General features: G+C 44.0%; 14 protein-coding genes. 8 read left to right on the top strand and 6 right to left on the bottom strand.

Annotated features, from left to right (window positions below; genetic code table 11):
• The first annotated feature begins 210 nt into the window (after positions 1-210).
• Positions 211-378: a hypothetical protein gene (locus QUA16_RS04650; RefSeq protein WP_333102212.1), complete on the top strand. Its 168-nt coding sequence runs from the start codon at positions 211-213 to the stop codon at positions 376-378.
• A gap of 243 nt (positions 379-621) precedes the next feature.
• On the opposite strand, the gene QUA16_RS04645 is transcribed toward QUA16_RS04650, so the two are convergent.
• Positions 622-1,119: a hypothetical protein gene (locus QUA16_RS04645; protein ID WP_333102211.1), complete on the bottom strand. Its 498-nt coding sequence runs from the start codon at positions 1,117-1,119 to the stop codon at positions 622-624.
• A gap of 92 nt (positions 1,120-1,211) precedes the next feature.
• Between QUA16_RS04645 and QUA16_RS04640 the strand changes: the two genes are divergently transcribed.
• The 4 genes from QUA16_RS04640 (at position 1,212) to QUA16_RS04625 (ending at position 6,549) form a co-directional block, all read left to right on the top strand.
• Positions 1,212-1,640, top strand: coding sequence for an RNase H family protein (locus QUA16_RS04640; protein WP_333102210.1), 429 nt, complete (start codon positions 1,212-1,214; stop codon positions 1,638-1,640).
• 78 nt (positions 1,641-1,718) lie between these two features.
• Positions 1,719-3,230 (top strand): hypothetical protein, encoded by a 1,512-nt coding sequence (locus tag QUA16_RS04635; protein ID WP_333102209.1) that lies wholly within the window; start codon positions 1,719-1,721, stop codon positions 3,228-3,230.
• A 6-nt stretch (positions 3,231-3,236) separates the two neighbouring features.
• Positions 3,237-5,948: a hypothetical protein gene (locus QUA16_RS04630; protein WP_333102208.1), complete on the top strand. Its 2,712-nt coding sequence runs from the start codon at positions 3,237-3,239 to the stop codon at positions 5,946-5,948.
• A 46-nt stretch (positions 5,949-5,994) separates the two neighbouring features.
• Positions 5,995-6,549, top strand: a complete 555-nt coding sequence (locus QUA16_RS04625; protein WP_333102207.1) for an HU family DNA-binding protein — start codon at positions 5,995-5,997, stop codon at positions 6,547-6,549.
• Positions 6,550-6,620: 71 nt separating this feature from the next.
• On the opposite strand, the gene QUA16_RS04620 is transcribed toward QUA16_RS04625, so the two are convergent.
• From QUA16_RS04620 to QUA16_RS04605, 4 genes are all read right to left on the bottom strand, one after another.
• The gene (locus tag QUA16_RS04620; RefSeq protein WP_333102206.1) at positions 6,621-7,460 is read right to left on the bottom strand and encodes an ATP-dependent DNA ligase; all 840 of its coding nucleotides are present in this window, start codon (positions 7,458-7,460) and stop codon (positions 6,621-6,623) included.
• Between the two features lie 16 nt (positions 7,461-7,476).
• The gene (locus QUA16_RS04615) at positions 7,477-8,316 is read right to left on the bottom strand and encodes a hypothetical protein (protein ID WP_333102205.1); all 840 of its coding nucleotides are present in this window, start codon (positions 8,314-8,316) and stop codon (positions 7,477-7,479) included.
• Between the two features lie 181 nt (positions 8,317-8,497).
• Positions 8,498-11,026 (bottom strand): hypothetical protein, encoded by a 2,529-nt coding sequence (locus QUA16_RS04610; RefSeq protein WP_333102204.1) that lies wholly within the window; start codon positions 11,024-11,026, stop codon positions 8,498-8,500.
• A gap of 103 nt (positions 11,027-11,129) precedes the next feature.
• Positions 11,130-11,678, bottom strand: a complete 549-nt coding sequence (locus tag QUA16_RS04605; RefSeq protein WP_333102203.1) for a hypothetical protein — start codon at positions 11,676-11,678, stop codon at positions 11,130-11,132.
• 553 nt (positions 11,679-12,231) lie between these two features.
• On the opposite strand from QUA16_RS04605, the gene QUA16_RS04600 reads away from it, so the two are divergent.
• Positions 12,232-12,378 carry a hypothetical protein gene (locus QUA16_RS04600; RefSeq protein WP_333102202.1) on the top strand — a complete coding sequence of 49 codons (147 nt, stop codon included), beginning with the start codon at positions 12,232-12,234 and terminating at the stop codon, positions 12,376-12,378.
• Between the two features lie 261 nt (positions 12,379-12,639).
• Here QUA16_RS04600 and QUA16_RS04595 read toward each other — a convergent pair whose 3' ends face one another.
• Positions 12,640-12,858, bottom strand: coding sequence for a hypothetical protein (locus tag QUA16_RS04595; protein WP_333102201.1), 219 nt, complete (start codon positions 12,856-12,858; stop codon positions 12,640-12,642).
• 63 nt (positions 12,859-12,921) lie between these two features.
• Here QUA16_RS04595 and QUA16_RS04590 point away from each other — a divergent pair, with 63 nt between their 5' ends.
• Positions 12,922-13,047, top strand: a complete 126-nt coding sequence (locus tag QUA16_RS04590; RefSeq protein WP_333181030.1) for a hypothetical protein — start codon at positions 12,922-12,924, stop codon at positions 13,045-13,047.
• Positions 13,048-13,605: 558 nt separating this feature from the next.
• Complete coding sequence (locus QUA16_RS04585; RefSeq protein ID WP_333102200.1) at positions 13,606-14,370, top strand: DUF4058 family protein; 765 nt, start codon at positions 13,606-13,608, stop codon at positions 14,368-14,370.
• Positions 14,371-14,478 lie beyond the last annotated feature (108 nt).

Raw genomic sequence — 14,478 nt, 5'->3', positions numbered from 1 at the left:
TTCACAAGGTTTTAAATTTAGATAAAATTGATTTTTCATGATTTATTTCTTGTGTAACGACCAACAGAGCTTTATAGCATTTTATCTTGTTTCTTGCAAGACAAGAGTGAGAATAAGTTAGGAGTTTTGATTCAATCAGCTAGAGCAAAACCTTTCATTATATCATAAATTTATTTTGCAAGAGGTCTATTAATAATTCTGCTTTCATAGATGAGCACTCTAGAAGAACAAATCCGTTTGTACCGTCTAGGGCTATCTTATTCCGAGATAGCCAAACATACCAACACGACAGCAGGAAAGGTACAGCGCAGTATCAGAGCATGGGACTTACAGCCTAAGCAAGTCGAACCATCTACTCGTAGCTTGCGGGGCGCGTAGCGCCATCGACCGCTGAAATTGAAGCTTTGAGAGAACGCATTCGTAGTTTGCGGAGTCAGGAGTTATCTATGAAAGCGATTGGTCGTCAAGTTGTTTCAAACCGTTGTTTGGTACGATCGTCCATAAGTAAAACTTCCTTAGTTTCTAAATGAATATCAAATTTTTGTTCTTTGACTGCTGAACTTCTTCGCTGGACTTATAAATAATATGCCATCACCCGTTCAAATTCTTTGACTACATAGTTCATAAACTTTGGGTTTCGATGGCGCTACGCGCCCCGCAAGCTACGAACAACGTTGAAAATCTCTCAGGCAGACTATTAAATCCTTGTCGTACCAGTTCTTCTACCATGAAAAAGACCGCATAGCCGAAATAATAAAGCTTAGGGGCTATGTCACCTTCTGGTGTAAAACCTTCTGTTGATATGTAGGATTTTCCATTTCGATCGAGATACTGAACTAAATAGATAGTCCCGCCACTCTCCAGCTCTAAGGATTCTCTATTATTTTCTGTCAAGTTTCCATGTGGTTGATCGAGTTTGAAATCGTTATACATTGCTCTTGCTAAATAGTTCATTTGTTCCAACCGCTCAGTCAGTCTTAGATTTTCTGCTTTTACCCTCAAACTTTCTATTAACAGTTCCGAATTCTCGCTCAATAATTCAGAATTCTCGATCGACAATCCAGAATTGATAACCGATAAACGCGCATATTCTCTCAACAAATCTGTGTATTCTGACATAAATCCCCCCAATTCTTTGTTATATTATAGCAATAATTCAGGTTTTAGGTAGCTTCGCTTTTAGATTTTGATGTTCTTTTTTGTTAAAAGTAATGACAACTGTAACTGAAACAAAAAGTGTGGTTAATATTCATTGTGATGGTGCTTGCTCAGGGAATCCAGGGCCAGGTGGTTGGGCTGCATTACTCACAATTCCAGACAAAACTAACAAGAAAATGATTAGTGGTCAATCTGATACAACCACTACCAATAATCGGATGGAATTGACAGCAGCGATTGAAGCGTTGAAAGCTCTCAAGAAGCCTTGTAAGGTGACACTGTTTTCGGATTCAAGCTACGTCGTAAACACAATGGCTAAAGGTTGGAAACGTAACGCTAATCAAGACTTGTGGGAAGAACTTGATAAATTAGCAAAAGTTCATGAGGTGACATGGATCTGGCTAGCCCGAAACTCTACTCCTGAACTGACTGAATGCGATAGAGTTGCTAAACTAGAAAGTTTAAAAAACTCTAATTCTTAAAATTAGCTAATGACGGTAGGCATTAAGTGTGTGAATTGAATTATAATATTGTTAAAAATATCTCAAACCACACTTACTATGCCTACCAATCCACTCGATGATGTTTGGGCTAATTTTCAATCACTAAAAGGAGTTAGTGAAGTCAAAAAGATAATGGAGGCTCCTCAGCAATGGCTCCTGGAGCAACCGCTGACTCAGGGATTGTTGGCTCATCCAACGGCTAAAGTTCTTTTAGGTTGGCTTCAGTCATCGCAGAATGTAGCAGCATTTCCTCTTCTGATAGCTCAATGTGGAACAGCATTCTTGGAAACATCCCACGGCATCAACCGTGCCTACAACAGCAAACTTTATCCCAATTTAGCAGGTGCTGGTGAAAGAGCGTTGGCTGGATTAATCTCTACAAGTACAGAGAAAGGTATCTATGGTGATGTCATAAATGCTTTCAACAATAGCTTAAATCTCCCAGAATTGTCCAAAACCGGGGTAAAAATTAACTACGCTATGGATGAGGCTTGGAGATCAATTAATCAAAAAAAGCTTCTAATGCAGGAAGAAGCTAGAAGATTACGAGATAAATATTACCAAGAATTGCAAGATGAACGACTAAAATTAGACGATCGACGTAGAACGCGATCTAAATACAACAATGTGGCTAGAAGTTTAGTTGCTATGGGTGATGCACCTATCCCTTCTCCCAGAATTGTACGCTCTACGACAGGAACAGGTACAGGAACAGGTACAGGTACAGGAACAGGTACAGGTACAGGTACAGGTACAGGTACAGGAACAGTAATAGGTAATAGCAACTACGCTATCAACTCAATTTACAACTATCGAATCTTGTCAATCAGAAGTATCAAAGTAAATGCAAGCGCTTTGGTAGTTGTTCCCGTCGTCGCGCCGATCGTTGCTGTAGGAAGTGCTTTGGCAACAGTAGGGATTACCGCAGGCATTATTTCTAGCATAGCAAGCTGGTTTCTAAGCAATTGTATGAATCTAATTGGAATGCCAGCCAGTTTAATTTCAGCTCTCACTCATTGCGTAACTTCGGTTGTTCTCAAAGTTTCTGGCAGTTCTGGAGCAGAAGCACTAAGATTTTTTGCTGCTTCTGCGTTGAAAGCTAACGAAGCTTTGTTGATGACTGTTTTTGGTACGACAAACATGAATGTTACTGCCTGGATGTTTTTGCTGGCAATGGCAGGCCCTATTTTGATTGTCTCGATCATCATTATTTTAGCCATGCGAAACAAAACCGCCCTAGCAAAAACTCTCTACATCTTTGGAGATTTAGCCGACAATCCTAATCGATTTAATTTGATGGTAGCTGCCATGTACGACACTAATGCGATCGAAATATTGGAGAAATTCAAAGCTTCAGCCAAAGAGATGCGAGACACTGCTCGACTTGCTATGAGCCAAATTGTTGGACTGGGGATAGATGCTAAAAATGAGTATGCCATTTGTTATAATCTAACTAATCCTGATAATCCAATTCAAGTCACTGGACAAGAAGAAATTGCAGCATTATTAGGAGCCGACAAAGTTGCTCGAATAGCAACAGATAGACTCAACTTTATGGACTTCATTTAATCAGATATGCCAACCGAATATGACCTAAAATACGACTGGTACGGTGCCGATGAAACACTGGCAAAAATAGCAACTACTGCTGTTTTGTCTGTATGGGATTGCGTCGCAAAAGAATGGGCGAATACTCCCAAAGTAACTTTGCGAAATACTTTGCTTTCAGGCTTGCACAAAGATGTTGGAAAAGATAGATTTTGTATTGGTGAGATTCCAGAAAGTACCAAAAATGCTGCACTGCTTAACCCATTTGTAGCTAATAAAGTCGATCGGTATCAACTGGATTTAGCTAGCAATTCCCGCAATCATGGCAGGTTTACATTCAATCTGGCTCCGATCGGGAAAGACTATTATGGAACTCTAGCAACGGAACAATGGAAACGAATCATTTACGGCAGTATTCTTCACACAGGATGTAAGCATTTAATTGGTCGCGAATTCAACTATGTAATAGTTGATGATACAGCCAAAGATGGTAACGGCAATCCGCAAGATGATCCAGTAAATAAACGGCACTGGAACAGCGGAGACAGTCACGCAAAAGCTTCCAGAGAATTCATGCAATTGCTCGGTGCGGGAACAGCAGAATTTAATCCTGATGAGATTGATGCTGATATTCCTATTCAGTTTCGGATAGCAGCGTTTAAAAAATGGGTAGCAAAAGGAACGATCGCCTACAATCCTCTGTTAGATGACTCAGGCTACGATTTGGTCATACCTTGGAGTTCGCTCAAAGGTAACAAACCAGCACTCGGAAACTACACAGATAAATTACTCTGTGGATTAGTATTTGAGGCGGAAAAGCGCACAGCAAAAGCAGGTTGGATGCTATTTCAATGGTTTAAGTTTGAAACACTGGAACAAGACAAAATTATTACCAGACTTCGAGCGAAATGTGAAAAGTTAGCAGCAGCTACTAACTCTATTCAAGCCTTGGCTACTGAGTTGCGAATCCATCAGGTTGAAGCAGAGTTAGAGCAGGAACAAGGCGACTCCATTCAATCAGAGGCAGAGTATGTCAACACGGCGATGGAGATTATTAAATATGACATAAAAGGGAGATTGCTACTACATCCGTACATAACTGGCAAGGTAGCAGAAAGACTTCGCGCTGTTTGGCTTAATTTAGCGAAAGCAGCCGGAGTTCGTTTTTGGTCGCTGATGTCGCAACCTGATGAGTATTTCCAAAAATACGAAACCACGGACGCTAACAACGTAACCACTTTTAAGGAAAAAGTGTTTTGTGCACCGGGGATGGCTCCCGGCGAGTACATCGTATTTTGTAACCCCATGCGCCACTGGGGAGATTGTCAGCTTTGGATCAACCGTCATGAAGGCACTTATGCCAAAGGCTATGGATTGATGGCAGCCTCGACAAAACTCATGCTGAATTTGGGCAGAGACTTTGACGGGGACTTTGTTCAGCTCATCGCATCCAAGGAGTATCCAGCTCTGAGAGATGCGATCGCCAACTTTGACAAACCTCCATCCGTTGACAAGCTTCCAAAAATGGCGCTGCCTGGAACTCTGCAACAAGTCGCGGTTAACAGCATGAATGACAGCACCGGGATTGTTGCTTCACTTCTGGGTCGGGCCCGAGGTGCGGGAGCTGAAGGAATAGTCCTGATGATTCCTCCCGGCGGGATGCAGACAGCTCCCAAAGAAATGGCAATTATCGACTTCCTCAGTCAGGAACTTCAAATCGCGGTTGACTCATTAAAATCCGCATATCCCAACAATGACAAGGGTTTGCAAGCTGTTACTGACTATCTCAACAGTCTCGGAGATGCTGGTAAAATCCCCTGGCTCAAAGACTTTAAAGAGGATGCGGTTTATCTAACTCGACCCTGTGCCGTTGCCGAGGATGCGATGGATACTATTTCCCGCCTGGTCAGAGTCGTTAACACCTACTGGAAACCAGCTCAGTTGGAAACCAACATCAACATCAACTCCTTTGAAAATGCACTCTTTGTGGGTGTTGTAGTCGATCAAAAGCAGTTAGATTTTGCTTTTGAGCAACGCAAAGGATACGCGGACGAGATGAAGGTTGCGATCGAATGGAAAAAGCAAAACGATGGCGACACTACCAAACTCCGTGAAGTATCGGCAAAATATCAAGCTCTGAAAAGTTCGGCGTTTGAACAATTAGCCGATGCTAACGGCGAGGCTTTCAGCGAAAAAAGCTGGGCTGCTGCTTACTGGCGAGCTGTTCATACCGGAGCGTCTGAGGCTAGCACTGGCTCACTGGTCTTCAACTTATTCAGGGAAGAAATCGTGAAAGATTTACAAGAAAACCCCGACACCTTGCCTTATTTCAATGCTTACAACGTTCACAAACAAGAACCTAATATCTGGAGTAGAGGCGAATGGAAAGGGCAGAATGTTCTCGTTCGCATTGTCCAACGAATGAAGCCTGCTGCCGGAGAAGTCGCAGCACGGATGGAAATTGCCGTGGATATGAGTTTTCCTGAAAGTACCAAAAATATTGGCTACTTCCCTCTTGGATGGATACCAAAAGAGTACCAAAGTAAAGTTGCGATCGGCGAAACTCGCGAGATGCGCTGTTACACCAACGGCAAAATTGTTGACGAAGCTGGGCGAATTACCACGAAAACAGTTCGGCTGTATAATCGATCGCTCAGTCAAGAACAGATCGATTATTTGGAAGGCAACCTACCAGCAGGTCTATACAAACCAGAAGATTTTGGTTTACCACCAAATTAATCGTTTGATAGTGCATAATGAAAATATTCATTAGTTAGCATTAGTCATGTCTGCTTTAATTGACCACGTAAAAGCTTCAACAGGATTTTCTGAAAGTACCATTACTGCCGTATGGGAATCAGTAGTAGCCTTTATGTCACTCACTCTCCGCAATGGTGAAAAACTACCGTTAGAAGGGTTAGGGATTTTAAAAGCTACCGATCGACCTGAACGTCAAGGACGCAACCCTCGGACTGGAGAAGCTATCACTTTTAAAGCTTCTCGCAGACCTAAGCTCAGTTTCAGCAAATCCTTTTTGACTTTAGTTCAGCCTGATCCAAGCCAACCACAGCCTGCACCTGCTGCTGAATCTACTGCTCAATCAGTTGTTCCTGTTGCAGCAACGACTCCTCCTCCGATTCCCGCTGAATTGCTACCGCAACAAACTTTGAGTCATCCAGAACAAACCTGGCAAATCAAGGCTCCTGATAGTTCTTTCGTTGAAGTGCCAACCAGTGAACTAGCAGGCTGGGGAGTTAACGCTAGCACCCCGGTTTACTCGCCTAGCACAGGCTGGAAATTAGCGGGGAAAGTCCCGGAATTGGTAGGAATTGTCCAATAGTCCCTGAGCTGAACAGAAAAAAGCTTGAGTAGATGTACAATACTCAAGCTTTTTTCTGCCTCTATTTTGGTTCACACAAATGTCGAGAATACTGGATGCCGTAAAGAGCCTGTAGCAGTCACACCAAGATAAACCACTTCCAGCGTTCTGCCTAAATAATCAGCTTGGTTTGCAAATATTGTCGATCGCTCCAAGTCAGTAAATCCTGTCCCCACTCGACTATTGATGGTCTGACCGTTAATCATTCCCCGAATCAGTAAATTACCCAAAGACTTGGCATATTTGCCACTACCTTTGGTAAACCCAACCGCCGTAAAGTTATTCTTGACAAAGTTTTTGACTTTTAGGAGATTGTTCGATCGAACCCCGGAGTAAACAGAGTTCGGATTCCGTAGGATTATCCCTTCATCCGACAAACCAGAACTTTTGACCAATTCAGCTTCAGTTTGGATTACCAAAGGATTATTTTCAATCAATTTCTGAGGGACGTAGCTAACTTTCCCCATTGCCGGGAAAATTTGCTTGACCTGATCTACTTCATGAACTGTCTCCATTGTCGGGAATTGATTGAACCCGATCGCAAAGATGCGAAACTGAACTTTTTGTTTATTTGCTACTACAGATTCTACAGTTTTTCTGCTGCGGACAATTCCTGAGATAACATCAAAAAGAGTTCCAGGGATGTATAACTCACCATCCAAGAATGATAAATTATTAGTCGATCGGATACTTTCGCATATTTCCTCAATCTCAGTCAATCCTAAGTATCGAGTTAATCCCGAACGACTTCTTAATCCACTGCTTTGATTTTCGTACAGACACCGCACTCCATCCAGTTTGGGACTGCTAAACCATTGAGCAACCCCATAGTTTTTTGTGGGGCTGTAAGTATTGGCTAATTGTGGCAACATTATTTAAACTTTCTCCTTAAACAAATCGACCCAAAGCAGCAGTTCGGAGGTTTCCTGTAGCACTTAGTCCCATATAAACAATTTGGACTTGTTTGCCTATATAGGAATCTCTATTCATCCACAGATCCTGCTCTTCTTCATCGTTTAAACCATAAACACGAATAATTTTATTAACTCCATTTACCATCCCTTCAACGGACATATAACTGACGAAATTCACTACAGGATTTTGAGTAAATCCAACAACAGTAAAAATCCCGCTTGTTATGCCCTTCACTTTCAGATAGTTATCCGATCGTACTTCTGAATAGACTGAATCAGGATTTCTGAGGAATATTTCATCAGAAATCCCAGAATTCACTATTTTTGTATATTCGTCAAGAACTCCGAGCGGTGTACTGCGAATCAATTCTTGAGGTATAAAGCTCACCATTCCCAGCGGAATTCCCAGCGGAGGGAAGTTTTGTTGCATCAAAGCAATCATTTCATGACCTGTCAGATTAGGATTCGCTGTTGAAACAACAGCAGAAACTCTAAACTCGACAGCCAACTTATCAGCAAGGTCATAGTTGGTTCGATCCCGCACTAACACCGTAAGTTCATCAAGTGTTTTGCCGGGAATGAATAGCTCACCATCAAGAAACGACAGATTATTAGCATCACAGATAGTTTGACACGCTAACTCAAGACGATCGAGTCCAACGAATCGCGTAGTCAAAGTCTGGCTTCTTAATCCCTTTATTGCACCAAATCTTTGATAAACACACCGAATTCCGTTGAGCTTAGGACTGCTAAACCAGAAACCTGTAAGATATTCCTTTGCAGGACTGTAAGTATTCGCTAATTGTGGAAGCATTTTGATTGTTATAGGTTAGATACTTTATATAGCAATCCGATCTGAGTCTCACAACACAACGCCCTCTTGTCTTCCTAGACTTGTTGTATAGCAAGACTTTCAGATTTTACTGATTTAGAAAATCACTTAGGATTGCTATAACCCCGCTATTTTGGGAAATAACGGGATTATGAACTGCATATTAGTCAACTAAGAGCTGATCGATCGCGTAATATGTGCTTATTGTTCCGGCATCTTTTGCAAAATGCAAAAGAATGATTCCGCTACTGGCATAAGTGACATTACCTACAGTTACGTGAGTCCCTGAAGATGGATTCGCAAAAACTGGGAACGGTCTGCTTTGCGAAACACCAAATCCTGATGGAACATTGGCTAAAGTCAAACTAGGTGTCCCAGAAGTAGACGGTGCTGTTACTTGGGTGCCTCCTTGAAGGTGCAGTAAATTTCCAGATCGGCGAACTCTTAAACTGCCACTGCCAATTAAGACAGGAATGTTTACCCATTCACCCCAGACAATACCTGTACCAGCACTACCCGCTGGCCCTGTTGCCCCAGTATCGCCTTTCGGTCCGATCGGTCCTACCGGCCCAGAAATACCGGGATTTCCTTGCGCTCCAGTTGCGCCAGTCGCGCCAGTTGCGCCAGTTGCGCCAGTATCACCTTTTTGACCAGTCGGCCCTTGCGCTCCAACGGCACCAGTTGCACCTTGAATTCCGGTTGCGCCAGTTGAACCAGTAGGCCCGATCGCTCCAGTATCACCTTTAGCTCCAGGCAATCCTTGGATACCTTGGTCGCCTTGTTTAGCTCCCAAAGTCCAAGCAGCCGACGGCGGTGCAGAATTTATGCTTGGTGCGTTGGCAATATAGCTGTTGCCGTTGTGGGCGACAGAATCAAACATGACGTAGCTCGTCGTCGCGTTCCAGTTTCCGCGCCAAATCAAACCGGGTCGCCCTTGAATCCCTTGTGGTCCTTGAGCACCTTGCGCTCCGGTTGCACCAGCCGGCCCCATTTGACCAGCCGGCCCGATATTGCCCGGTATACCCTGAATTCCTTGCTCTCCGCGATCGCCTTTAGGGCCGGGAACGCCTTGAATACCTTGCGCTCCGATTTGACCTGGAATGCCTTGATCACCGCGATCGCCTTTTTGACCTGCGGGGCCGGTTAAGCCGATCGGGCCAGTTGCGCCAGTTGCGCCAACATCGCCCGGAATTCCTTGATCACCTCGATCGCCTTTAGCACCCTGTGGGCCCGTCAAACCGATCGGACCCATCGCGCCAATTTCGCCGGGAATTCCTTGGTCGCCACGGTCGCCTTTAGCACCTTGCGAGCCTGTCAAACCGATCGAACCAACAGGGCCGATATCGCCAGCAATTCCTTGATCACCTCGATCGCCTTTGGAACCCTGCGGGCCGGTTAAACCTTGATCGCCAGTCGCGCCGACCGTGCCGGGAATGCCTTGATCGCCACGATCGCCTTTTATGCCGGGAGCGCCTTGCGGGCCGGTTAAGCCTGCCGGGCCGGTTGCGCCAATTTCACCGGGAATGCCTTGGTCGCCACGATCGCCTTTGGGGCCGGGACTGCCTTGTGGGCCGGTTAAGCCTGGAATTCCTTGAGAGCCAGTAGCGCCAACTAGACCTTGATCGCCTCGATCGCCTTTTTCACCGATCGGGCCTTGCATTCCTGGATTGCCAATATCGCCTTTATCACCTTTCGGGCCGACCATTCCAGGTACACCCTGTAAACCTTCAGCACCCGGAGCGCCGGGAGTTCCGGGTAAGCCACGTTCGCCCGGTTCACCTTGAATGCCTGGATTTCCTTGAGGCCCTGGACTGCCAGCCGGGCCGGTCAAACCTTGAATACCTTGAATTCCTTGATTGCCTGGTTCCCCTTTTTCACCGGGAGCACCAGTCGCACCAGAAACGCCGGGGTTTCCTTGATCACCTTTAGGCCCGATCGGCCCGACCGCACCAGTTGCACCAGGATTTCCCTGAATACCTTGAGGGCCAGGAGCGCCAGGATTACCAGTCGCTCCGATCGAACCAGTCGCTCCGATATCACCGCGATCGCCCTTTTCGCCGGGAATTCCTTGAGGGCCGATCGGACCAGTCGGCCCTGCTGGCCCGACTGGCCCAGTCGGCCCAACGATTGCCGGCTCTGGAGGAATAAGAGAAACCTCACGAGAAGCGGTAGCAACAACACTCGTACCAACCATCAAATCAGCACGTAGAGTTCCATTTTGTGTAATGGCTGCTTCGTAAGGAATCCAAGGAGATTCCTTGATAATTGTGCCATTGAGAGTGAAGCGGACAAAAGAGTTAGTTGGCGGATATGCGACATCAGCAACTACTACAGTTTGTCCTGAATAAAGAATAGGATTTCGTAGCGCAATTGTTGGAGTATTTAGCTTAACTTCAAAATTTAGTTGAGCAGTCGATCGAACTGTAATAGGAACTGTTCCAGTAATATCCTCAACTTCAATTAAATGATTCCCCGCAGCATTAATTGTAATACTCATCCCAAATTGATATTGAGGCGCAGCCGTTGTTCCGACATTGGTTGCTGTAGTATCTGTGCCGACAACTGTACCGTTTAGCTTAAATCGAACGTCAGTATTTGTGTTACTGTCTGCGAGCGCCGTAACAGGTAAAGAATAAGGCAAAGAGTTTACTTGAATACTTGGCTGATTTGGGGCGGTGATTCTAATTGCCATGATTATTTATTTAATTTGTGAATACACGATATTTAATCTCTTCTCTGTAGTCAATACCAGAGAAGAGATTAAAAACAAGAGAGAGAAAGAACTTTGGCGCTTATCAGGTTTGAATCAGCAGAGCCTGAGCCAGGATAACTTCTGATTCCAATGATTCTCCAGCAATCATCAGAGTGGTGTAAGCATCAGGGCTTGTGTTGTCACCGTCATCGTCGTGAACCATGATGACTTTAGTATTTTGCAACTGAGTGAATGTTTGGTAAAGCTCAGTTAGATATTCAACCTGTTCGATCGGCATCAAAATGCTAAATACTGTCTCTGGTAAAACAGGCTCTTCCATCGCCAAACTTTGGGTTGCCATCCCTACTAACTCTGTCAAAGAGTTTCTGATCAAAGGTTGAAATAGCTCCTCTAAAGTTTTGTATTCAATGCGTCGTGTCGCCGGAGCTTTGTAACTAGGAGCGAGGGGATTCATCGCCTTGATTGCAGCTCTCCGCATTGAAGCATCTCTGCTAAGAATTGCTGCTTCATCCAATGGCAGTTTAGCTCTTTTAATCGAAAGCGGTGAATCGCTTTCAGATTGGGGCCAAAAGTTGTAGTCAGCGAGTGTTGCCCGCAGCATTTTTGTTGCGAATCCTGCTGTTATTGTCATGGTGGTAATCGAGTTCGGTATCGATCGATAAATTATTTTTTTAGTATATCATCTCAATTTTATTTCTCTTTTTGACGGCAAAAACTTGACTTTTGTTTACAAATAAGATAGGAATAAAAATTAAAATTGCCTAATGGGTTATGACCAGGAAACGGCAATAACAAATATAGAATTAGCAAAAAACCAGCAAGCTACAGAATTATTGTTTAAAACTGTTGCTTTAATATTTGCACTCTTTTGAGTATCAAAAAACTAGGCATTTTCAAAATTGCTTACCCATTTATCACTGTTTTTGTCACCTAAAAAAACAATTTGACCATTTTCTGTAGCGGGTCAACAAAATAGTAAGCGAAACACACAACAAACTTGAGGATAAGAAAAACCAGTAGCGAACTGGTGCAACGCTATTAGTGGCGAGAAAGTGCATAAAATTTCAGGAGATAGGCTTGAATTTCTTGATTTTAAGCCTATCAAAGGAATTGACCATATAACTACTGTCAAACAGATGACTTTGACCTTCCCCACGACAAGAAGCTTTGTTAGCAGGAAGCCAATGACAGTCACCGGAAGCATTTCTTACCAGATAGAAACATTGAGGAACGATCCTCTGCGAGGGCTGCGCCAACGGAAGTTCAATTTTACCGTAGCTTGCGGGGGGCGTAGCGCCATCGCCCAACCCGGACACCAGTTGCTGCCATAATAGAAAAAGCAGTCTTTCGGTTCGTTAAACCATTCGATGTGATTTTTAGTTATTTTGGCTATTTTGCTCAGGAAATTTAGATGGGATTTCAGCAACAGGTTGATTGAAAGCTTCATCGGTGGGTTTTTTAGTCATACCGATGGCATAAAACCATTTCTTGTTGGATATTTCGTCCCCCTCAGCAGATGGTTTTCTGTGCGCTATGACATAAATGTTGGCTCCCTCCATTCAGAAGTTGGTCGTAATAATATTTGGTAACTGTTAAAAGGAGATAGCGCCCGTATCACCTTTCGGGCCCGTTAAACCTGTTGGGTCGATCGCACCAGTATCACCTTTAGCACCCGCCGCCCCTAGTGCGCCTGTCAAACCAATCGGCCCCGGAGCACCTTGAATTCCTTGAGGGCCCCTATCGCCTCGCTCTCCCGTAACTGCTTGAGGGCCTTGTTCACGGGCGGAACCTAAATCACCTTTCGGGCCCAATGGGGCCCCATTGAACCTTCAGGCCCCATTGGGCCCATTGGGACAGGAATAAGGATTGGTTCAGTGGTCGGTGTTGGTGTCGGTGTTGGAGTCGGCGATCGAACAGTGATGAAACTGGTTGTGCGAAGTTCACCATTTACGAGTAATTCAGCTTTGACGACACCAGGGAAAGAAATGGAAACATTATAAAAACTTACCCTATCAAGCTTAAGGATGTTTCCATTCATTGAGAACTGAACGGCAGAATTGGGTGGTCGATTGGTAATAGTTGCAGTAACATAGAGCTGGAGTGAAGTGTTGGCTTGAGATCAAGTGATTTTTGGGACCAGTAACTTAACCTGAAATTGAAGAGAAGCAGTCGATCGCACCGTAATAGGAGGCGGTGAAATATCCTCAACTTCTACGGTATAACTTCCAGCATTAGCGAGCGGAATTTTTGATTGATATTGATATTCCTAATTGATATTAGTGGCAGTTGTATCTACTCCTACTTCAACACCGTTTAATTTAAAGCGAACATCGGTATTCATATTGATCGAGCTAGCGAACTGTTATTGTAGGATTGTGAGAACTTCTAAGATTTATTTAGCAACAGAATTTGTAATTATAATTGATATTTTCACACTTCTGTAACTTTGAGAAATGTGGGATTGTTTTATCGAGAAAATTCTAAGTATGTAAGAGTTATTAGTGCAACCAATCAACAATTATGTCATAATGAGTTTTGTACAGAACAGAGATATTCCTATGAAACTGCATTTTCCAGGAATGAATCCTTATCTTGAAAATCCTACTTTGTGGTCAGAAGTTCACTCCTGGCTGATTATCGAGTTGGCCCGATCGCTTAATCCTTCACTCATACCCAAGTACCGAGCTGCTGTAGAGAAACGGGTTTACATGGATTCTCTACTGGTGGGTATTCCAGATGCCTCGGTTTTTCAACAAAACCCTGAAACCTCGGGAGCCCCGAATCGTGTAACAACTGGGGTTTTAACTAAACCAATTCGAGTAACATTGCCCCTGACTGAAGAAATCACAGAACGCTATCTAGAGATTCGGGAGGTCAAGACTGGGAAGGTGGTAACGGTTGTAGAAGTTCTCTCACCCAAGAATAAACGAGTCGGTGAAGGTCGAGATAAGTACCTCACCAAGCGACAAAAAATTCTGGACAGTGCCACTCATTTAGTTGAAATCGATTTGCTGAGAACCGGAAACTTTATGCCGATGGTTCAAGGGATTCGATCGGACTACCGCATTTTAGTCAGTCGATCGAATCTCCGTCCTGAAGCTGAACTTTACGCGTTTAATGTAACCGAATCGATTCCCCAATTCTTGTTTCCTTTGCAGCCACCAGATGAAGAACCTGTTGTGAATTTAGCTGAGATTTTGGAACAGGTTTATCAGGAGGCGGCTCTAGATTTGGCGATCGATTATTCCGTACAGCCCGTCCCACCGCTGAGTGAGAGTGACTTTCTTTTTGTGCAGTCTTTGGCAGAATCATCGGAAAGCTAAACCACTTGTTGAATTTGTGGAATTTCTGGAGCAACAAAACTGTGTTTAAGTCGTGGGGTATGAAAGCAAATTAACTGAGCGCGTCGAATCGCAACAAATCAAAAATTT

Source organism: Microcoleus sp. S13_C3, from assembly GCF_036700905.1.
In the GTDB taxonomy this organism is placed as follows: Bacteria; Cyanobacteriota; Cyanobacteriia; order Cyanobacteriales; family Microcoleaceae; genus Microcoleus.
Note: the sequence above shows the minus strand (reverse complement) of the source record. Positions and strands in the feature narration are given on the sequence as shown.